The following is a 20,390-nucleotide window of genomic DNA, read 5'->3' on the forward strand; positions in this document are numbered from 1 at the left end:
ACGACAGGACGTGGTCCACGCCGGAGCGGGCGGGCTCCCAGGCGTGACGGCGCGCACCGCCACTACCTCCTGTCGTTCGGTACGAATCAACGAGCCGGGCTGGGCTGCCGCGGCAATCGCACCTGGAGTGTGGTCTGGCCGGGTCGCGACGTGATGGTGATCGTGCCGCCGTGGTGCTCGGCGACGATCCGCTGGGCGATGTCGAGGCCCAGACCAGTGCCCTTGCCGACGTCCTTGGTCGTGTAGAACGGCTCGAACGCCCGCGCCGCGACCTCGGCCGGCATGCCGCGGCCGGTGTCGGTGAACTCGACCACGATCCGGTCGCCGTCGGTCCGGGTCATGATCCGCAGCGTGCCGGCGCCGTCCATCGCGTCGACCGCGTTGTCGATCAGGTTGGTCCACACCTGGTTGAGTTCGCCCGCGAACGCGTCGATCCGCGGTACGTCGGCGCCGTACTCGCGGATCACCTCGACGCCGTCGCGGAGCTTGTGCCCGAGCATCACCAGCGTGCTCTCGATGCCCTCGGTGACGTCGATGGTCTGGATCGAACCGCGGTCCATCTGCGAGTACGAGCGGACCGCCGCCACCAATTCGGTGATCCGCCGCGTCGACTCCTTCACCTCACCCAGCAATGTCGCCGCGGACAGCGTGCTGGCGACCCATTCGAGGCCGGGCTCCAACGCATCGTCGAGTACGTCGGCCGCGCGCTCGCACCACTCGACACCGGCGCCCGCGGCGGCCAGTGGCGGCGCGATGAACCAGTCCTGTGCGACACCGTGATCGCCGAGCCAGTCCGAGATCGCCGACTCGTGATCGGCGAGATCGACCGGATCCGGCACCGCCGCACCCGAACCGAGTTCCAGGCGCAGCTCGTCGAGCGCACCGAACTGCGCCGCCGTCACGTCGCCCTCCGCGAGCCGGCGCAGCGCGGACAGCAGCGTGACGCAGGCGGTGTCGAGCGCGCTGACCGAACGGGCCGCGGCCGCGGCGGGGTTGTTGATCTCGTGCGCGAGGCCGGCCGCCAAGGTGCCGAGCGTGATCAGCGATTCGCGCTGCCGGGCCGTCGACTCGATCGCCCGGGCGGTCCCGTACACGCCCTTGATCAAGTGTCCGGCGAGCGGGAACCACGCATCGATCCGCTCCCGCAGGAGGTCGGTCGGCACCCGCAGTACCCGTCCTTCGGCCAGACCGCGGCCGCTGGCGAGGTACGCGCCGTGCTCGTCCCAGGCCCGGAACCCGCCGGCCCAGCGTCCGGGGACGTCCATCTTCCCCATGACCGTGTCCTCGCGGCCGATCTTGCGGTGCAGCGCGATCACGCCGTCGACGAGCACCCACCAGAAGTCCGCCGGCTCGCCTTCGTGGAACAGGTCGACGCCGAGCTCGATCGGGACCTCGGTGCTGCCGTCGATCAGCTCGTCCAGTTGCGTGTCGGTCAGCCCGGCGAAGAGCGGGATGTCCCGGAGGTCGTCGGCGCGCATCAGACGGTCGCCAGGTAGCGGTGGACGAGATAGACCGACATGGCGCCTTCGCCGACGGCGGAGGCCACCCGTTTCATCGAGTCCAGCCGAACGTCGCCGGCGGCGAACACCCCCGGCACGCTGGTCTCCAACGCGTACGGCGCCCGCGGCAGCGCCCACCGATCGAACCCGATCACGTCGGGCCCGGTCACCACGAAGCCCTTCTCGTCGCGTGCGACGGAGTCGCCGAGCCAGTCGGTCCGCGGGATCGCGCCGACGAAGACGAACAGCCAGCTGGCCGCCACCTCCTCGACGCGACCGGAGTTGCGGTCGGCCAGCGTCAGGCTCTCGAGGTGGCCTTCGCCGCGGCAACCGACCACCTCGGTCCGGCACCGCACCTCGACGTTCGGCGCTTTGGTGATCTTGTCGATCAGGTACCGCGACATGGAGCTCTCGAGCGACTCGCCGCGGACGAGGAGGACGACCCGTTTGGCGTAGCGCGAGAGGTTGAGGGCGGCTTGTCCGGCCGAGTTCGCCGCGCCGACGATGTACACCTCGTCGTCCTGGACCTGGCTCGCCTCGCTGGCGGTTGCGCCGTAGTACACGCCGCGGCCGGTGAGGTCGGCGAGGCCGTCGACGTCGAGGCTGCGATACGAGACGCCGGTCGCGACGATCAACGCCCGGGCCTCGATCTCACCGGATCCTTCCAGCAGTACGGCGTGCACCGGGCCGCGCGATTCAAGTCCGACCACGGAGCGTGCCAGCACCATCTCGGCGCCGAAACGGGAGGCCTGTGCGACCGCTCGCTGGGCGAGGTCCGAGCCGGTCAGTCCGCGCGGGAAGCCGAGGTAGTTCTCGATCGCGGCGCTGAGTCCGGCCTGGCCGCCGGGTGCCTCGCGTTCGATGATCACCGTGCTCAGGCCTTCGGACGCGGCGTAGACGCCGGCGGCGAGGCCCGCGGGTCCGCCGCCGACGATGCAGACGTCGTACAGCGGTTGCTCGGCTCTGGTGCGCAGGCCCAGCGCCGAGGCCAGATCGAGGGTGGTGGGGGAGCGCAGCGTGTCGCTCTCCGGGATCAGGACCAGCGGGAGATCGTTGTCGGAGGCATCGGCCAGGTCCTTCAGGCGTTGGGCCTCGGGGTCGCGTTCGACGTCGTACCAGTGGTACGGCACGTGGTTGCGGGCCAGGAAGGTCTTGATGTCGTGGGCCCGGTCGGACCAACGGTTGCCGACGACACGGATGTCGGAGACGTGGTCGGGGTTGGCGTGCTGCCAGTCGCCGAGCAGGTCGTCGACGACCGGGAACAGCTGGTCCTCGGGCGGGTCCCACGGCTTCAGCAGGTAGTAGTCGAGGCCGATGTCGTTGATCGCCCGGATCGCGACGTCGGTGTCGGCGTACGCGGTGAGCAGCAGGTACTTCGCGCTCGGTGCGTGCTCGCGGGCGCGTTCGAGCAGCTCGATGCCGGTCATGCCGGGCATCCGCTGGTCGGTGGCGATCAGCGCGATCGGCTGGTTGCGCAAGGCCAGTTTGGTCAGTGCGGCGAGAGCCTGATCGCCGGAGGTCGCGCGCACGACCAGGTAGTCGTCGCCGTACCGGCGGCGCAGGTCCCGGGAGATCGCCGCCGAAACCATCGGGTCGTCGTCGACAGTCAGAATCGCAGGTTTGCTCACGCGGTGCCCCCCACCAGTGAAGCGATCCCCGTCAGAATGCCACGGGATGCGCTCAATCCTCTATGAGCGCACGCAACGTTTCCTGCTCGGAGTCTGGCACGTACCCGGCGTAGTAGTCGAACATGTTCTGCCGGGCCAGGCGGGCGGCGGCGTGGCCGTTGCCGGTTCGGATCGCGTCGACGACCTCGGCGTGGTGGTGCAGCGACTCGAGCATCAGGGCGCGGCTGTTCGGCGCGTGGGCGATCTTGTCGGAGATCAGGCTGAGTACGACGCCGCGGACGACCTCGTTGCAGGTCTGGATCAGCGAGTTGCGGCTGATCCGCGCGATCAGCTCGTGGAATGCGAGATCGGCCTGGCTGAACGCGTCGAAGTCGACGTCGATCGCGGCTCGCATCGCGACCAGCGTCTCCTCGAGATCGTCCAGCTCGTCGGGCGTGCGCAGCCGGGACGCGACCTGGATCGCGGCGCCGTCCATGATCATCCGGAACCCGATCAGCTCGCTCAGGGTCAGCTCGTCGACCCGGGCCAGCCGGACCATCTGTTTGCGCAGCGCGGACTGCGAGAACGGCAGGATCTCCGGACCGTTCGGGTCGCCGGGCCGGGAGCGGACCACGCCGTTGCTCTCCAGCACCCGCAGCGCCTCGCGGACGGTCGAGCGGCTGACCGCGAACTGCGCGACCAGCTCGCGCTCGCTCGGGAGTCGCTGCCCCGGGGCCAGGTCGCCGCGGGCCAGCGCGTCCTCGATCTGCTCGACGATCCGTTGGTACGCGCGCACGGGTTGTACCGGCTGGAACTGAGGTCCCGTTGTCACCCGGCGCACCCCCTAGTCGCTTGACAGGCACTTGAGCAGGGACAAATCTAGTGGCCCAGTGGTACCTAGTCCACTGGTCGGACCAGTACCGGAGTAGTCGCAGCAGTAGTAGTGCCTCTGAAGGAGTTGGCGTGAAGTCGTCGTTTCGCATTCGGGCGGTCGCGTTCGTCGCCTCCGCGGCGGTGCTGGCCCTGACCGCCTGCTCAGCAGGGTCGAGTACGTCGTCGGGCAGTTCGCCCGGCGGCGACCAGAAGCTGTCGATCGGTCTGGTCGCCGAGCCGGCCAGCCTGGACTTCACCACCACCGACGGCGCCGCGATCCCGCAGGTGCTGCTCGGGAACGTGTACGAGACGCTGGTCAAGCAGGACGACTCCGGCAAGATCGTGCCGTCGCTGGCGAAGTCGTGGACGGTCTCGCCGGACCGCAAGACCTACACCTTCGACCTGGTCGACAACGCGAAGTTCACCAACGGCAAGCAGTTCACCGCCAACGACGCGGTGTTCAGCATCAACCGGGTGAAGACCGCGTGGACGATCTCGCTGAAGGCCGCGATGGACGTGGTCAGCCAGGCCAAGGCGCTCTCGCCGACGCAGCTGCAGGTGACCCTGGCCAAGCCGAGCAACGACTGGCTGTTCCGGATGACCACGCGGATCGGCGCGATGTTCTCGGAGAGCGGCGTCAGCGCGCTCGCGACCGCCCCGGTCGGCACGGGGCCGTTCAAGTTCTCGAAGTGGAACCGCGGCGACTCGATCATCATGGTGCGCAACGACGACTACTGGGGCAGCAAGCCGTTCTTCCAGCAGATCACGCTGAAGTACTTCAAGGACGCGACCGCGCTGAACAATGCGCTGCTGACCAGCACGATCAACGTGATCAGCACGGTCCAGGCGCCCGAAGCGCTCAGCCAGTTCACCAGCAATTCGAAGTACCAGGTGATCGAAGGTACGACGAACGGCGAGGTGCTGCTGTCGTTCAACAACTCCCGGCCGGTGTTCAAGGACGTCCGGACCCGCCAGGCGATCCGGATGGCGATCGACCACAAGGCGCTGCTGGACACCTGCTGGGCCGGTCGCGGGAAGCTGATCGGCAGCATGGTGCCGCCGACCGACCCGTGGTACGAGGACCTGACCGGCGTCGCGCCGTTCGACCTGGCCAAGGCGAAGTCGTTGCTGCAGGCATCCGGTGCGGCCGGCAAGACCCTCCGGCTGCGGCTGCCGACGTTGCCGTACGCAACGTCCTGCGGCCAGGTGGTCAAGAGCATGCTCGAGCAGGCCGGACTCAAGGTCCAGATCGACCAGCTCGAGTTCCCGGCGGCATGGCTGACGACGGTCTTCAAGAACGCCGACTACGACATGTCGATCATCGCGCACGTCGAGCCGCGCGACCTGGGCGCGGTCTTCAACGCGAAGTACTACACCCGGTACGACGATCCGACCCTGCAGGGCTATCTCGCCGCGGCGGACTCCGGCGACGAGGCCGCGCAGGTCGACAACATGAAGAAGGCGGCGCGCCGGCTGTCCGAGCAGGCCGCGGGCGACTGGCTCTTCCTCCTCCCGAACCTGATGGTCGCCGACAAGGACATCAAGGGACTGCCGACCAACGCGATCACCGAGAACTTCGATCTCTCCAAGCTCGCGCGATGATTCTCCGCCTGATCGAGCGCACCGGCGTGTTCTTGGTCAGTCTCGCGGTGAGCTCGGTGCTGGTGTTCGCGTTCATGGCGGTGCTGCCCGGCGACCCGGCCCGGGTGGCGCTCGGGGTGAACGCGTCCGATGAAGCGGTCGCCGAATTGCGCCGGCAGTTCGGCCTCGACCGGCCGCTGCCGACGCAGTACTTCGACTGGCTCGGCGGACTGCTCCACGGTGACCTCGGTACGTCGTACGTGTCGAAGGTGGCGATCGGGCCGCAGGTGTTCGATCGCCTGCAGGTGACGCTGTGGCTGGTCGTCGCCGGGATGATCATCGCGCTGGCCATCGCCGTTCCGGCCGGGACGGTGATGGCCGCGCGGCATCGTAAGGCCTCCGGACTCGCGCTGTCCGCGGTCTCCCAGATCGGTGTGGCGGTCCCGGCGTTCCTGGCCGGCATCCTGCTCATCGTTTTGTTCGCAGTGAAACTCGGCTGGCTCCCTGCGAACGGCTGGACGCCACCGGCCCAGGATCCCGGGATGTTCCTCGAACAACTGATCCTGCCCGCGCTGTCCCTCGGCCTCGTCCAAGGCGCCGTCCTCACCCGCTACGTCCGCAGCGCGGTCCTGGACGTGCTCCGCGAGGACTACCTACGCACGGCGCGAGCCAAAGGCCTCCGCCCGTTCCAGGCACTGTGGCGCCACGGCCTCCGCAACGCCGCCGTCCCTGTCGTAACAGTCCTCGGCCTGCAGCTCGCGACGCTCCTGATCGGCGCGGTCGTGGTCGAGCGAGTCTTCGTCATCCCAGGACTGGGAAGCCTCCTCCTGGACGGCGTCTCGAACCGCGACCTCCTTCTTGTCCAGGACGTCGTGATGGTCCTCGTCCTCGCCGTCCTCCTGGTCAACTTCGTCGTCGACCTGCTGTACGTCGCGCTCGACCCGCGACTGAGGACGGCGTCATGAGGCGAGTGAACCCGAGCCTCGTCGCCGGCGGCGTGATCGTCGCAGGCATCGTCCTGATGGCGCTCGTGTCCTTCGTCTGGACCCCGTACGACGCGACGCTGGTGACGCCCGCCTCGCGGTTGCTGAAGCCGTCGTGGTCGCACTGGTTCGGGACCGACAAGTTCGGGCGGGACGTGCTCAGCCAGATCATGGTCGGCTCGCGGACGACGCTGTTCGTCGGCGTCGTCGCGGTCGGCGTCGCCGCGGTGATCGGCGTACCGCTGGGAATCCTGGCGGCGATGATCCGGCGATGGCCCAGCGAGGCGATCATGCGCGCCAACGATCTGCTGCTCGCGTTCCCGGCGTTGCTGTTGGCAATCATGTTCGGTGCGGTGTTCGGGGCGAGCACGCTGACCGCGATGATTGCCATCGGCATCGCCTCGGTGCCGAGTTTCGCGCGGGTGATCCGCAGCGGCGCGCTGCAGGTGATGCGGACCGAGTACGTGCTCGCGGCCCGCGCCGCCGGGCGACGGCCGTGGCCGATCGCGGTCCGGCACGTCCTGCCCAACGTGACCAGTCTGATCACCGTGCAAGCCTCGGTGTCGTTCGCGATCGCAGTACTCGCGGAGGCGGCGCTCTCGTTCCTCGGGTACGGCACGCCGCCGCCGACACCGTCCTGGGGCCGGATGCTGCAGGAGAGCCAGGAGTTCCTCTTCAGCGCACCCCGGCTCGCGATCTTCCCGGGGATCGCGATCGCCGTCGCCGTGCTCGGTTTCAATCTCCTCGGCGACGGCCTCCGTGATCGCTTCGACCCCAAGCTGGAGGACCGGAGATGAGCAATGTGCTGACGGTCCGCGGGTTGTCGGTCAAAGTGCGCGACACGACGCTGGTGTCCGACGTCGACCTGACGGTCGGCGCGGGGGAGCGGGTCGGGCTGATCGGAGAGTCGGGATCCGGCAAGTCCTTGACGGCGTTGAGCGTCCTGGGGCTGCTGCCCGAGGATGTGCTGGCGGGCGGTTCGGTCCGCCTCGACGGGGTCGACCACGAGTTGATCGGCGCCGACGAGCGCCGGATGTCGCGGGTCCGCGGCCGTGATATCGCGATGGTCTTCCAGGAGCCGATGACCGCGCTCAACCCGACCATGCGGATCGGCGACCAGCTCTCCGAAGCGATGCTGATCCACCAGACCAGACCCAAGTCCGCGGCCCGGGCCGCCGCGGCCGACCTGCTCGAACGCGTGCAACTCCCGGCCGAGACCGTGCGTGCGTACCCCCACCAGCTGTCCGGCGGCCAACGCCAGCGAGTCGTCCTGGCCCTTGCCCTGGCCAACGATCCGTCCCTGCTGATCTGCGACGAGCCGACCACGGCGCTGGACGTCACCGTCCAGGCTCTCGTCCTCGACCTGATCGTTCGCGGCGTGATGGACCGCTCGTCCGCACTCCTCTTCATCACCCACGACCTCGCCGTCGTCGCCACCGTCTGCGAACGCGTCCTGGTGATGTACGGCGGACGCGTGGTCGAATCCGGGCCCGTCGGCGAAGTGTTCACCCGTCCCCGCCACCGCTACACCGAGGGACTGCTCGCCGCATCCGACCTCGACACCACCTCCCGGCGCCTGACCACGATCCCGGGCAACGTGCCGCCCGCTGGCAAGTTCCCGTCCGGCTGCGTCTTCCGCACCCGCTGCGCCCACGCCACCGCACTCTGCGAGGAGATGCCGCAATGGTCGGGCGACGAGGCTGAGGGCTTCGCGTGCCATCACCCGGCGGGGGCGGCCGATGTCTGAGCACATCCCGACGACCCACGAGCTCGAGACGCCGACCGCCGTCCAGGTCGTCGATCTCGTCCGAGACTATCCGCGACCGCGGACGTCGCTGTTCCAGCCGGCTCCGGTCGTGCATGCGCTGCGCGGAGTGAGCCTGGAGGTCAAGCAGGGCGAGCGGTTCGGGATCGTCGGGGAATCCGGTTGCGGCAAGTCGACACTGCTCCGCATCATCGCGGCCCTCGACCGCGCGACGTCGGGGAAGGTGATTGTCGAAGGCACCGATATCACCCGGTTGTCCGATCGCCGCCTGCGGTTCCTCCGCGAGAACCTCCAGCTCGTCTTCCAGGATCCGATGAGTTCGCTCGATCCACGGATGCGGGTCCGCGACATCATCGCCGAGCCGCTCGTCGTCCAAGGCCATCCCGCCTCGGGAGATCGGGTGCGCGAGCTGCTCGAAGCCGTCGGCCTGTCGGCGGACGCGGGGGATCGATACCCGCACCAGTTCTCCGGCGGCCAGCGCCAACGCATCTCGATCGCGCGGGCGCTCGCGCCACGCCCGCGCATCCTGATCGCCGACGAGCCGGTCAGCGCCCTCGACGTATCGGTGCGTGCCCAGGTCCTGAACCTGATCTCGGATCTGGTCGACGAGCTCGACCTCACGCTGGTGTTCGTCTCGCACGACCTGTCCGTGATCAAGCACGTCTGCGACCGAGTGGCCGTCATGAACGCCGGCCAGATCGTCGAGACCGGCTACACCGGCGACGTGTACGCCGCCCCGCAGCACCCGTACACACAACGGCTCGTCTCCGCCATCCCCACACTTCAACGCGCCCTGTCCGGCGCGACGACGTCCGACCTGCTCGCGAAGGGAGATCCAGCGTGAAGTTCCCAGCCGGCCTGCCGATCGGTGAGGCATGGGTCGAGGCACCGGCGACCGCTCCGGTCGTCTTCCCGTACGACGGTTCGACGGTCGCGGACGCACCGGTCGGTGACGTCGAGTTGGCGCGGGCCGCCCTCGACCACGCCCTGTCCGTGCGCGAGGCGGTGGGCCGAATGCCGTCGTACCTGCGCCGGAAAGTCTTGCAGAGCGTGCATTCCGCGGTCCTCGCCGCGCGCGACGAGTTCATCGAGCTGCTGGTGCTCGAGACCGGCAAGCCGTTGGTCGACTGCCGGGTAGAGATCGACCGGACGCTGCTCACACTGCAGACTTCGGCCGAAGAGGTGGCTCGGCTGCACGGCGAGACCGTGCCGCTCGATCTGCTGCCGAGTGGCGAAGGGCTGCAGGGTTTCTGGGTACGGAAGCCGATCGGTGTCGTCGTCGGGATCACCGGGTTCAACTACCCGCTACTGCTGGCGGCGCACAAGATCGCGCCGGCGTTCGCGGCAGGCTGCCCGATCATCGTGAAGCCGGCGCCGCAGACCCCGCTCGCAACGCTCTGGCTGACGCACCTCATGCGCTCCGCCCTCGCGGATGCCGGTGCGCCGGAGAGCGCCGTTCAGTTGGTGACCGGTGGAGCGGACGTCGGCGCGACGCTCACCACGGACGACCGCATCGGCGCCGTGTCGTTCACCGGATCCGCCGCTGTCGGTCATCGCATCGCGCGCGACGCCGCCCCGACGAAAGTCCTGCTCGAGCTGGGCTCCAACTCCGCCTTGGTCGTTGCCGAGGACGCCGACCTGGACGCGGCCGCCGACGCGATCGTGCGCGGCGGGTATTACGCCTCCGGCCAGGCTTGTATCTCTGTGCAGCGTGTCATCGCCGTCGACTCGATTCGTCAAGCATTGCTGGAGAAACTCAAAGCTCGCCTGCCCGGTGTGGTCGTCGGGGATCCACGCGATCCGGAGACGCGGGTGTCGGCGTTGATCAACGCTGCGTCCACGGCCCGCGTCCGCGAGTGGGTTGGCGATGCGGTCCACGCGGGCGGGTCGATCGCCTACGAGGCGCCCGGCGACCTACTCGGTCCGATCGTGCTGACCGACGTACCAGATGGTCTGCCGGCGTGGGACGAGGAGATCTTCGGGCCGGTGATCGCAGTACGGTCCGTGCCGGATGTCGACAGTGCGCTGCGCGCGGTGAACCAGACGCGGTACGGGCTGCACGCGAGCGTGTTCACGTCGTCGCTGGACACCGCGTTCGCCGCGATCGACCGGCTGGAGGTCGGGGGAGTGGTGATCAACGACGTACCGGGGTTCCGCTCCGACGTGATGCCGTACGGCGGCGTGAAGGACTCCGGCACCGGCCGGGAAGGCCCTCGCTTCGCCATCGAAGAACTCACCACGACCCGGATGGCGATCATCCGTCCCCGCCCGTGAGAGGTGGCCCAATGGACTACGCGAACCTGTTCCGGCTCGACGGCAAGCACGCGTTGGTGATCGGCGCCGGCAGTGGGATCGGGCGGGAGAGCGCGCTGGCTCTGGCGGCGCACGGTGCGCGGGTCACGTGCGCGGACCGGGACCTTGCCGCTGCCCGTGAGACGGCGGGCTCTGAGCTTGCGGCGTACGAGCTGGATGTGCTGGACGACGCGGCGATCGCACGGGCGGTGGGTGAGCTGGATCCCGTGGATGTGCTGGTGTTCACCGCGGCGACCAACGTGCGGAAGCGGATGCTCGACTACACCGGTGCGGAGTTCGATCGAGTGGTGTCGCTGAACCTGCGGGCGTCGTTCGAGCTGATCCGCGCGTTCGGCAGGGGGATGGCGGAGCGAGGGGCCGGCAGCATCATCGGGTTCAGCTCGATCCGCGGGACGACGGTCGAGCCGGGGCAATCGGTGTACGCGGCAACGAAGGCCGGCCTGGTGCAGTTGTTGCGTACGGCGGCGGCCGAGCTCGGGCCGTCCGGCGTACGCGCGAACGCGATCGCTCCCGGCGTCGTCGAGACCCCGCTCACCGCGCAGATCAAGGCCGACCAGGGCTGGTACGACGCGTACGCGCAGAAGGGCGCACTCGGCCGGTGGGCCCAACCGAGCGAACTCGCGGGCGCGGTGGTGTACCTCGCGTCCGACGCGGCGAGCTTCGTGACCGGGAGCGTGCTCGCGGTCGACGGCGGCTGGACCGCGGTCGACGGCCGCTTCGACCCACCGAACTGATCAGCTAGCTGAGGGAGCCTGGATGAATCTCGCCGACCTGACGGCCACTGAACTGCTGGCAAAGTACAGCGACGGCTCGGTGTCGCCGGTCGAGGTGATCGAGGACGTTCTGGCCCGGGTCGAGGAACTCGAGCCTCGGATCTGCGCGCTGTATGCGCTCGACCCGGACGGTGCGCGGGCAGCCGCGCACGAGTCCGAGCGCCGGTGGCGGGTCGGTACGGCGGGGGCGCTGGACGGCGTACCGGTCACGGCGAAGGAGAACATCGCGACCCGCGGTACGCCGGTACCGCAGGGAACTGCGGCGACCGTGCTGACCCCGGCTGCTGAGGATGCGCCCGCGGCCGCTCGATTGCGCGAGGCGGGGGCGGTGATCTTCAGCAAGACCACGATGCCGGAGTACGGGATGCTCTCGTCGGGGGTGTCGACGTTCCACCATCTGACGCGCAATCCCTGGGATCTGTCCCGGACGGCAGGCGGATCGAGCGCGGGCGCGGCGGCCGCGGCGGCGGCTGGGTACGGGCCGATCCACCTCGGCACCGACATCGGCGGGTCGATCCGGCTGCCGGCCGGGTGGTGCGGGCTGGTCGGGCTGAAGCCGACTCACGGTCGGGTCGCGGTCGGCAATCCGTACCCTGGGCGGGCGATCGGGCCGCTGACGCGTACGGCGCCCGATGCGGCGCTGGCGTTGTCGGTGATGTCCGGGTACGACGCTCGCGATCACACGTCGTTTCCGGCTTCCGCGGACAGCTACTCCGTCGAGCTCGAGGGGCTGCGGGTGGCGTTGCTGCTCGATGCGGGCGTTGGGTTGGCCGTCGATCCTGCGGTGAGCGCGGCGATCTCGGCGACGGCCGACGTACTGTCCAAGGCGGGCGCTGTCGTCGAGCCGATCGGCCCGATCATCACGCGGGAGATGCTCGACGGGCTGGATCGTTTCTGGCGGATCCGCTCCGCGACGGACATCGCCGCGCTGCCCGAGGAGCGGCGCGCGAAAGTCCTTCCGCAGATCCGGGAGTGGGTGTCGACGGCGGGGGATCTGTCCGGGGCCGACGTGTTCCACGGGTACAGCCAGATGGGTGCGATGGCGGCTGCGGTCGGGCGGGTGTTCACGGCGTACGACGTGATTCTGTCGCCGGTTGCGCCGATCACAGCTTTTGCGGCGGAGCTCGCGTATCCGACCGACGACCCGTCGAAGCCGTTCGAGCACATCGGGTTCACGGTGCCGTACAACATGTCGCAGCACCCGGCGACCACGGTGAACGTCGGATGGTCCGCGTCCGGGCTGCCCATTGGCGCACAGCTCGCCGTACCGCATCATCAGGACATGAAGGCCCTGGCACTGGCCGGCTACCTGGCCGACCACCAAACCGAAACCCGAGCCTGGCCGATGGAGTAGCCATGCACGACCCCGCCGTGATCTCCCACTGCTACCGCCTACTCGGCTCCACCACCGAGGCCCTCGAGGTCGCGCGGGCAACAGCGGGGACCGGCCTGGAGGCCGGCAGCGGCGGGCTGGCGAGTGGCGTTGTGGAAGCCGCCACGCTCGCCTGTCTTGCCCGCGCCGGGACCCGTCCGCTCCCGTCCGACCTGGCCGCACCCGATGCGCATCCGGAGGGTGCCCTCTCCGAGAACGCCGAGATCCTCTGGCTCGAGCCCATCCCCGAGCCCCTGATGGACGGCCGCCCGATCGACCTCGGCCTGATCGCCGCCCTCCAGCGCATCCCACCGCGCGAGCGGGCCGCGACCGTCCTCCACGACATCGAGGGCTGGCCCACCACCCGCATCACAAACCTGCTCGGCGACGTACGACCCACACCGATCACCTCTCGAGCCACCGTCACCCCCGACGAAGCGCTCCTGGCCCGGTATCGCGCGGCCTTCGAGCAGTACGACGTACCGGCGATCGTCAGCCTCTTCACCGACGACGCGATCTGGGAGATGCCGCCGTTCACGTCCTGGTTCCGCGGCGCCCGCGACATCGGCCGCCTCATCTCCACCCACTGCCCCGCCGAACACCCCGGCGACCAGTACCTCGTCCCCCTGAAGGCCAACGGCCTCCCCGCCTTCGCCGTCTACATGCGAGACCCGAAAGACAACCTCCACCGAGCCTTCCAGATCCAGGTCCTGACCCTCACCGCCACCGCGATAATCCACGCCGTGGCCTTCTTCGACCTCTCCCTCTTCCAAACCTTCCACCTACCCGACCTCCTCCAAGGCCTCCCACCCAACCCCTACGACGGCACCCTCCGCCCCCACATAGAACGCCGCCACTAGCCAGCAGCGTCGAGGCGAGCGACCGCGGTGTTGAGGAACTGGATGAACGTGGCGTCGGTCGGGAAGGTGTCGCTGTCCGCGAGGAGCCTGAGCAAGGTGCCGCCGCGCGCGACGTAGGCGGCATAGGCCGCGGACTTCGCAGTCCCGGTCCGGATGACGATGCCATCCTTCAGGCCGGGGACCGTGAGCCGGCGCGGGGACGCCTCGAACGTCTCGCCGTCGTACCAAGTGCCTTTGATCGTGGCGCAGCGCGGGAGTGTTGCGGCGATGCGTTGGACGACGGGCAGCCGTGGCGCCGGCCAGGAGTAGATGAATTCGGTGACGGAGATGGGGTTGTCGTCCACCCGGATGAAGTACTGGCCGCGGATGGCCGTTGCCGGTGCGCCGAGATCCCGCATCGGGTCCCGGACCATCCAGCAGTCTGCCGGCTCGTACGTGACAGTCGACGCCAGCGTCGGCGTGGGATCGGTCGCCACACCGCCTTGCCAGCCCTTCGGTAGGTCGGCAACGGTCAGCGCAGCCTTGGAGGCCTGCGCGACAGCTAGCGGAACGACCGTCGGCTGGCTCGGAGTCGGTGTGGCGTTGTCGGTCTGCTGAGTGCAGGCAGTCAGCAGAAGTACCGAGAGGACAGCGAAGCGGCGCACTTAGTGCTCGCCGTACGTCTGGTGGATCTTCGCGGGGCTGCGCAGGTTCAGCACCTGAGCATGCTAGCGGGCGCCGGGCAACTTCCTGAAGTGGCCTTGTTCTTAAGGCCGCGGGCCGGATGCGTCGGCGGCTTTGAGGTTGTTGATGCCGACGATGATCTTGCCGGCCAGCGCGTCCCCGAACTGGCGGACGACCGGCACGGCGCTGTTGTACAGCACCGCGAGGATGACGATGTCGCCGGCTGGGGCGGCACCGAATGTCCCGCTTGTGGCGCCGCCGCCGAGTGACTTGGCCAGAGCCGCGGACCTGGCCGTGTCGCGGCCGATCACCTCGACGGTGTTGCCGCTCTTGATTGCCAGGGTGCCGATGGTGCTGGCCATGTTCCCCGCGCCGATGATGCTGATGCTGCTCATGATGTCCCTCTCTCCGGTCAGATCGCCGTGGTGCCGCCGTCGGCAACCAGTTCGAGCCCGTTCACGTAGCTCGAGTCGTCCGAGGCGAGGAACAGCGCGACCGCCGCGATCTCCTCAGGGCGGCCCATCTTTCCCCGCGGGATCAGCGACTCGAACGCCGCTTTCGTCTCCTCGTCGAACAGTTCCTCCTGCTTCGCTGTCGCGACCTGGCCGGGGGTCAGTACGTTCACCCGGATCCGCCGGTCCTTCAACTCGTTGAGCCACACGCGGGCCCAGGCCTGCTGCACGGCCTTGCTTCCGGCGTACAGACTCCAGCCGGGGAAGGCCCCGAGTGAGGCGTTCGACCCTGTCATGAAGATCGAGCCGTCGTCGTTGATCAACGGCAGAGCCTTCTGCACCGTGAACAGCGTCCCGCGCGCGTTCAGCCAGAACGCGGCATGGAACTGCTCCTCGGTGATCTCACCGAGCCTGCCCGGCTCGCCCATCCCGGCGCTGGCCCACAGGACGTCGATGGAGCCTTTCTCGTTCTCGACCGTTTCGTACAAACGGTCAAGGTCTTCGAGGTTGGCCGCATCGCCCTGCACTGCGGTCACGTTGCGGCCGATCTGCTGTACGGCGTCGTCCAGCGCGTCCTTCCGCCGGCCCATGATGAAGACATGGGCTCCTTCGGCCACGAACAATTCGGCACCGGCCAGCGCCATGCCGGTTGATCCGCCGGTGATGACCGCTACCTTGCCATCGAGCTTTCCCACGATTACTCCCTTGAATTGATGAATATCCGGAACAGCCGTCAGCTGGCGGAGAAGTAGTGGCCGTTGTCCAGATCGGCGAGCAGGCCGGGCTGGGTGGGTTCCCAGCCGAGCGTTCGGCGAGTGATGAAGTTGGACGCCGGATAGGTCTGCGTGACGATGTTCGCGAGGAACCCGAAGTACCCCGGTAGCACCAGCTCGTCGACGGGAACGCTCACGACGGGCAGGCCAAGACGGCTGCCGATGGCCTCCGCGATCGCGCGGAACGGGACGGCCCCGTCTCCGACCGCGTGCCAGTACCTGCCGGCCGGCCCTTTCTCCAGAGCCAGCCGGAACAGGGAGGCGCTGTCGCGGACGTGTACGGCGTTCCACAGGTTCGCGCCGTCGCCGGGATAGCCTGCGAAGCCCTTCTCCTTCGCTAGCGCGATCAGCCGCACGAGGAAGCCGGAACGATCGGTCGTGCTGTGGGCGATGTTGGCAAGCCGCACGACCGACGCCCGCACGCCCCGCTCGGCGAGGCCGACCACGGCGGTCTCCACGGCGTTACGAGCCCGCAGGGTGCCCCTGTGCTCGTCGCCGACGGGAAGGGCCGGATCGTCCTCGGTGGCCGGCCGGCCCAGGTTCCCTGGTGAGCCTATGCTCCCCGCCGCGACGAGCGGTTTCCCGGTGCCCGCCAGCGCCTCGCCGTACGCCAGCATGATCGGGACCTCCGCGGCGGCCACGACATCGATCCCGCCGGAGGGCAGCAGGTCCTGCCGGTGCGCGACGTGGATGACGCCGTCGGCATCCGCGGCCGCCTCCTTCAGCCCGTCGAGATCCTGGAGGTCGCCGAGACGTACCTTCGCGTCGAGCGCGGCCAGCGCCGCCGCGGCGGCGTCCGATCGGGCCAGGGCAGTGACCTCGTGCCCGGCGGCGACGAGCTCGGGAATGATGTACGAACCGGAATGGCCGGTCCCGCCGGCGACGAAGACGCGCACGCTGTGTCCTTGTGGGTAGGTGCAGGGAAGAGGAGGGATGTGGGTGCGCTCAGCCGAGAACATCGACCCCGAGGGCGACGTCGAAGGTCCCGGCGCCGTGGCGGGCCAGGCCCATCAGCAGCAGGCCGACACCTTCCAGCCAGTGGGCCATCTCGAGGCCGCCGACATCGAGCGGACGCAGCCCGAGGCTCTCGATGAACGTCGACACGTCGGCCTTGGCCCGTGCGTCGTCCCCCGCGAAGAGCACGTCCAACGGACGGCCCTTGGCCAGGACGTGGCCGAAGACGGTGTTGAACGCCTTCACGACGTGCGCGCTCGCCGGGGCGGCCTTGGCGATCTCCTGTGCTCCGGACGTGCCGTCAGGCGTGACGAGCCCGGTGGCGTCGGCGTTGAAGGTGTTGGAGATGTCGATGATGATCTTGCCGGCCAGCGCATCCCCGTACTGGGTGACGACCGCCACGGCGCTGGTGTACGGCACGGCGAGGACCACGATGTCGCCGGCAGGGACGGTGCCGAACGTCCCCACTGTGGCCCCGCCGCCGGGCCCCGTGGCCAGGTCCGTGGCAAGGTCCGTAGCCAGGTCCGTGGCCTTGGCCACGTCGCGGCCGACGAGCTCGACCGAGTTGCCGCCCGCGACCGCGCGCGCCGCTATTGAGCGGGCCATTCCGCCTGAGCCGATAAAACTGACGCTGCTCATATGTTCCTGCTTTCTGGAGCTGGACAACACAGAATTCCCGACCGATCCGGGTAAGAATCCGGTGCGGAATTCCTCGATAGAATTCGCTCGTGCCCCATTGACAATGCCACTGGCCGGAGTGCGTGTCCAAGACCTCTTTCAGCCGTGGTGATACCTTGAAGGCATTGCCGGACCGGGAGGCTCCCATGGATCTGGACCTGCGCAAGCTGCGCTACTTCGTCGCTGTCGCCGACCGGCTGCACTTCGGCCGCGCCGCCGAGGATCTGCACATTGCGCAACCGGTGCTCAGTCGCCAGATCCGCGCTCTGGAACAGGATCTCGGTGCCTCGCTGTTCACCAGGGACAGTCACGGCGTGGAGCTGACCGACGCGGGTCGACAGCTGCTGGACGACGCCGGTCCGCTGCTCGCCTCGGTGCGCGCGGTTCGGCGCCGGGTGTCCGTGGCCGGCCGCGGGAGCCAGCGGCTGGTGATCGGCTTCCGGACCGGTATCCCGGTCATCCCGGCGGCGCGGGCGTTCGAGGCCCGGAACCCGGACGTGGTCGTGGACGTGCAGCGGATGGAATGGGACGACCAGGCCCTGATGCTGCTGGACGGCCGCGTCGACGTCGGCTATGTGCGGCTGCCTATCGACGAGACCGGGCTGCGCCTGACTCCGCTCTACGCCGAGCCGCTCATGGTGGCGCTGCCCGGCGATCACCGGTTGGCCGGCAAGGAGGAGGTCTCCGAGGCCGACCTGGACGGTGAGCCCGTGGTCTGGCATGCCGACCCGCGCACGCAGCCCACCAGGCGCCCGCACCCGGATTCCGGACTCCGGGCGCGCGGGGTGGAGGAGAAGCTCGAGCACGTCGCGGCAGGCCGGGGCATCTCGTTCGTCGGGCGGTCGGAGACCGTCTTCTATTCACGACCCGACATCAGCTATGTGCCGATCCCGGAACTGACGCCTGAACAGGTTTGCCTCGCCGTCGCGGAATCGCGCACCTCGCGAGTGGTCGACGACTTTTTCGCCGCGGCACTGGAAACGGCCGAGATCACCGCGGAATGCGGAAATTACGAAATGTGGCAGCCGCGTATTCAGGGCCCGGCAAAGTCATGACGTAGGACCGTGGCCTGCGTCAACTCGTGCGGTCGTGGCGATCCTGTGCATGTCGTGACTGACCTGACCGTCGCTCCTCGGCCGGCGATCGCGACCTCAGCCGGCAACGGCGTACAGGCTGGATGGCAGGCCGGATGACCCGATGAGGTGGGGTGCGGGGTCGAGGAGCCGGATACAGGCGCCCGTGCGGTCGGCGAAGATCGCGTAGCGGCCGAGCGGGCCGGACATCGGCGCGACCAACCAGTCCAGGTCGCCGTGGGCCTCGAAGAACGCGTCGACGTCGCCGACGTCGTACACACCACCCGTCCCGAGTGCCCCTTCGGCCGGATCGCGGACCAGCGCGATGGTCGCCTCACCGCCCGGCGGGGCCAGCAGCGCGGTGTCGTCATCCGGCCACGCCACTGTCTGCAGGCCGATGCTGCGGTAGTAGTCGACGCTCGCGTCGAGGTGGTCGACCGGGCGGAGTTCGAACAACAGCTTCATTGCGTTCCCTCCTGGGTTCCTAGAGATCGTGACGTCCCACACCGCCCGGCCGCTGCCGCCGGGCTTGCCGTACTGCATGGATCCGTTCGGCTCTCATCGTCAAGCGCTCCGCTCGACGTCGAGGTCGATCGCCTCGACCAGGTCCCGGGCGTCGCACTGCCGGTCGTCAACTGAGCCGGCCGGCCGAACTCACGGACGGACCAGTGCGCATCACCATGCTCAACCTCCTGAGAGACGACGTCACCTGGTGTCAGTACGCGATACGTTTTTAACATGTCATCGGATGGATGACAATCCTCTTGTCGTCCATCCGATGACATGCTAGGTCGCTGTCCGTGGATCGGCTGTCGGTTGTCAGTCCGCGCGGACTCCTGAAAAGGGGAAGGTTCCACCGCCCGAGATAGTGATCGAGCCGGTGAAGGTGTCTCCTTCGATCAAGGCCGTGACGACGAGATCGAACCGCATCGGATCGGTCATCTCAGCGGTGAAGTCGATGCGGTCGCCGTTGATGGTTCCGGTGGCGATCGCCACTCCGACACCGAGTTGGGTGTCCCACATCGAGCCGGTCAGTGAGTCGCCGGACGCCTTGAGGTCGAGCAGGATCAGTTTGGACCCTGCCGGGTGGGCGAAGGTGACTTCCCACTTGCCGTCCGGACCGGTCCTGCCGCTGCTCGGTCTTTCCGTCCCGACGGTCTCGACCTGCGCGGCCGCCTCGACAGGGCGTCCCAGTTCGGGCTGACCGGGTTTGGGCTCGATGCCTGCCGAGTTCAGTACGCCCGCCATCATCCGGTAGTAGCCAACGAGGAACAGGATCTCCAGGATCTCGGCGTCGTCGTGGTTCGCCGCGAGCGCGGCCCACGTCTCATCGGTCACGAACGCGCCGGCGCACAGTTCGTCGGCGGCGCGCAGCGGGGCCTCGTCCTCTGGCGCCCACCTCGCCTCAGGTGCGGACAGCGCGTTGATCTCGTCCGCTGTCGCGCCGGCTCCGAGGGCGGCCGGTACGTGGTTGGCCCACTCGTACGGCGCTTCGGCGCGCAGTGCGACGCGCAGAATCATGAGCTCCCGGATGCGGGGCTGAAGCCTGCCCTGGGACAGCAGGTAGGCCCCGAGACCTGAGGACGCCTCCATCAGCTCGGGATTGCGGGCGAGCACCTGGATGACCGTGTCGGCACCGAGCTTGGCGAGTTTGCGCTGGCCGGGGTCCATTTCGTCGAGCGGTAGCGGCAGGATTCTCCTGTTTGTCGTCATTCTGGGCCGGCCTGCCCTGCGACGCCCCAGTGCGAGGGTGGCACCTCCTCCAGAATCACCCAGACACCCTCGGCGGTCTGACCGGGCCGGCCGCACACGTCGATGAACGTGTCGGTCAGGCGCCGGATCAGCTCAGCTTTCTGGTCCTGGTCACGACCGGGAAACATGGAAACGCGGATCAGTGGCATGGTCGATCTCCTCCGATGACATCTTGGCTTGCGCGGCGTCGCGGTACGGCTCCGAATCCGGCGACGAGGAGCATCAGTGTCGCCGCTCCCGGCGGCCAGGTCGCGCCGGATCGTTCGACGCGGCCAAGGCCTCCTCCCGATCCATGTTCTTATGGGTACACAGCGGACAGCTAGATGTACTGCCCAGGGAGGTTGGTTAGGCGGGTGATGGGTGGGAGTTTGTTGGTGGCGGTGTGGGGTCGGTGGTGGTTGTAGTGGTGGAGCCAGGCG

The 20,390-nt window shown here is 68.5% G+C and carries 21 protein-coding genes; 10 read left to right on the forward strand and 11 right to left on the reverse strand.

What is annotated here, in order from left to right; genetic code table 11:
* Window positions 1–86 precede the first annotated feature (86 nt).
* From ACIA58_RS41145 to ACIA58_RS41155, 3 genes are read right to left on the reverse strand one after another with little or no spacing between them, the layout of a single operon-like run.
* Window positions 87–1,478 (reverse strand): sensor histidine kinase, encoded by a 1,392-nt coding sequence (locus ACIA58_RS41145; RefSeq protein WP_396409322.1) that lies wholly within the window; start codon window positions 1,476–1,478, stop codon window positions 87–89.
* Entirely contained in the window at window positions 1,478–3,127 is a 1,650-nt protein-coding gene (locus ACIA58_RS41150; protein WP_396409323.1) for an FAD-dependent oxidoreductase, read from the reverse strand. The genes ACIA58_RS41145 and ACIA58_RS41150 overlap by 1 nt, the downstream gene beginning before the upstream one ends.
* Before the next feature lie 52 nt (window positions 3,128–3,179).
* Window positions 3,180–3,938 carry a FadR/GntR family transcriptional regulator gene (locus ACIA58_RS41155; protein WP_396409324.1) on the reverse strand — a complete coding sequence of 253 codons (759 nt, stop codon included), beginning with the start codon at window positions 3,936–3,938 and terminating at the stop codon, window positions 3,180–3,182.
* Window positions 3,939–4,069: 131 nt separating this feature from the next.
* On the opposite strand from ACIA58_RS41155, the gene ACIA58_RS41160 reads away from it, so the two are divergent.
* The 9 genes from ACIA58_RS41160 to ACIA58_RS41200 are packed head-to-tail and all read left to right on the forward strand — an operon-like array spanning window position 4,070 to window position 13,626.
* A complete protein-coding gene (locus tag ACIA58_RS41160) occupies window positions 4,070–5,581 on the forward strand; it encodes an ABC transporter substrate-binding protein (RefSeq protein WP_396409325.1) in 1,512 nt (503 codons plus the stop codon).
* Window positions 5,578–6,525, forward strand: coding sequence for an ABC transporter permease (locus ACIA58_RS41165; protein ID WP_396409326.1), 948 nt, complete (start codon window positions 5,578–5,580; stop codon window positions 6,523–6,525). Before ACIA58_RS41160 ends, ACIA58_RS41165 begins: the two co-directional genes overlap by 4 nt.
* Window positions 6,522–7,340 carry an ABC transporter permease gene (locus ACIA58_RS41170; protein ID WP_396409327.1) on the forward strand — a complete coding sequence of 273 codons (819 nt, stop codon included), beginning with the start codon at window positions 6,522–6,524 and terminating at the stop codon, window positions 7,338–7,340. The genes ACIA58_RS41165 and ACIA58_RS41170 overlap by 4 nt, the downstream gene beginning before the upstream one ends.
* Window positions 7,337–8,290: an ABC transporter ATP-binding protein gene (locus ACIA58_RS41175; protein WP_396409328.1), complete on the forward strand. Its 954-nt coding sequence runs from the start codon at window positions 7,337–7,339 to the stop codon at window positions 8,288–8,290. The genes ACIA58_RS41170 and ACIA58_RS41175 overlap by 4 nt, the downstream gene beginning before the upstream one ends.
* On the forward strand, window positions 8,283–9,152 hold the full coding sequence (locus ACIA58_RS41180) for an ATP-binding cassette domain-containing protein (protein WP_396409329.1): 870 nt from the start codon (window positions 8,283–8,285) through the stop codon (window positions 9,150–9,152). The genes ACIA58_RS41175 and ACIA58_RS41180 overlap by 8 nt, the downstream gene beginning before the upstream one ends.
* Entirely contained in the window at window positions 9,149–10,582 is a 1,434-nt protein-coding gene (locus tag ACIA58_RS41185) for an aldehyde dehydrogenase family protein (RefSeq protein ID WP_396409330.1), read from the forward strand. The genes ACIA58_RS41180 and ACIA58_RS41185 overlap by 4 nt, the downstream gene beginning before the upstream one ends.
* Window positions 10,583–10,593: 11 nt before the next feature.
* Window positions 10,594–11,355: an SDR family NAD(P)-dependent oxidoreductase gene (locus ACIA58_RS41190; RefSeq protein ID WP_396409331.1), complete on the forward strand. Its 762-nt coding sequence runs from the start codon at window positions 10,594–10,596 to the stop codon at window positions 11,353–11,355.
* A gap of 22 nt (window positions 11,356–11,377) precedes the next feature.
* Window positions 11,378–12,748 carry an amidase gene (locus ACIA58_RS41195; RefSeq protein ID WP_396409332.1) on the forward strand — a complete coding sequence of 457 codons (1,371 nt, stop codon included), beginning with the start codon at window positions 11,378–11,380 and terminating at the stop codon, window positions 12,746–12,748.
* Between the two features lie 2 nt (window positions 12,749–12,750).
* Complete coding sequence (locus ACIA58_RS41200; protein WP_396409333.1) at window positions 12,751–13,626, forward strand: hypothetical protein; 876 nt, start codon at window positions 12,751–12,753, stop codon at window positions 13,624–13,626.
* Here ACIA58_RS41200 and ACIA58_RS41205 read toward each other — a convergent pair.
* From ACIA58_RS41205 to ACIA58_RS41225, 5 genes are all read right to left on the reverse strand, one after another.
* On the reverse strand, window positions 13,623–14,270 hold the full coding sequence (locus tag ACIA58_RS41205) for a hypothetical protein (protein ID WP_396409334.1): 648 nt from the start codon (window positions 14,268–14,270) through the stop codon (window positions 13,623–13,625). The genes ACIA58_RS41200 and ACIA58_RS41205 overlap by 4 nt on opposite strands.
* Window positions 14,271–14,372: 102 nt before the next feature.
* Window positions 14,373–14,684 carry an NADPH-dependent F420 reductase gene (locus ACIA58_RS41210; protein WP_396409335.1) on the reverse strand — a complete coding sequence of 104 codons (312 nt, stop codon included), beginning with the start codon at window positions 14,682–14,684 and terminating at the stop codon, window positions 14,373–14,375.
* Window positions 14,685–14,701: 17 nt separating this feature from the next.
* Window positions 14,702–15,436 carry an SDR family NAD(P)-dependent oxidoreductase gene (locus tag ACIA58_RS41215; RefSeq protein WP_396409336.1) on the reverse strand — a complete coding sequence of 245 codons (735 nt, stop codon included), beginning with the start codon at window positions 15,434–15,436 and terminating at the stop codon, window positions 14,702–14,704.
* 38 nt (window positions 15,437–15,474) lie between these two features.
* Window positions 15,475–16,410 carry an SDR family oxidoreductase gene (locus ACIA58_RS41220; RefSeq protein ID WP_396409337.1) on the reverse strand — a complete coding sequence of 312 codons (936 nt, stop codon included), beginning with the start codon at window positions 16,408–16,410 and terminating at the stop codon, window positions 15,475–15,477.
* A 49-nt stretch (window positions 16,411–16,459) separates the two neighbouring features.
* The gene (locus tag ACIA58_RS41225; RefSeq protein WP_396409338.1) at window positions 16,460–17,107 is read right to left on the reverse strand and encodes an NADPH-dependent F420 reductase; all 648 of its coding nucleotides are present in this window, start codon (window positions 17,105–17,107) and stop codon (window positions 16,460–16,462) included.
* A 185-nt stretch (window positions 17,108–17,292) separates the two neighbouring features.
* On the opposite strand from ACIA58_RS41225, the gene ACIA58_RS41230 reads away from it, so the two are divergent.
* A complete protein-coding gene (locus tag ACIA58_RS41230) occupies window positions 17,293–18,201 on the forward strand; it encodes a LysR family transcriptional regulator (protein WP_396409339.1) in 909 nt (302 codons plus the stop codon).
* Window positions 18,202–18,297: 96 nt separating this feature from the next.
* Here the strand turns inward: ACIA58_RS41230 and ACIA58_RS41235 are convergent, their stop codons facing one another.
* The 3 genes from ACIA58_RS41235 to ACIA58_RS41245 all read right to left on the reverse strand — a co-directional run bounded on the left by ACIA58_RS41235 (window position 18,298) and on the right by ACIA58_RS41245 (window position 20,273).
* Window positions 18,298–18,684 (reverse strand): VOC family protein, encoded by a 387-nt coding sequence (locus tag ACIA58_RS41235; RefSeq protein WP_396409340.1) that lies wholly within the window; start codon window positions 18,682–18,684, stop codon window positions 18,298–18,300.
* 354 nt (window positions 18,685–19,038) lie between these two features.
* A complete protein-coding gene (locus ACIA58_RS41240; protein ID WP_396409341.1) occupies window positions 19,039–19,932 on the reverse strand; it encodes a carboxymuconolactone decarboxylase family protein in 894 nt (297 codons plus the stop codon).
* Window positions 19,929–20,273, reverse strand: coding sequence for a 4-oxalocrotonate tautomerase family protein (locus ACIA58_RS41245; RefSeq protein ID WP_396409342.1), 345 nt, complete (start codon window positions 20,271–20,273; stop codon window positions 19,929–19,931). Before ACIA58_RS41245 ends, ACIA58_RS41240 begins: the two co-directional genes overlap by 4 nt.
* Between the last annotated feature and the right edge of the window lie 117 nt (window positions 20,274–20,390).

Origin of the sequence: Kribbella sp. NPDC051586 (assembly GCF_044453965.1) — a bacterium.
Lineage (GTDB): Bacteria > Actinomycetota > Actinomycetes > Propionibacteriales > Kribbellaceae > Kribbella.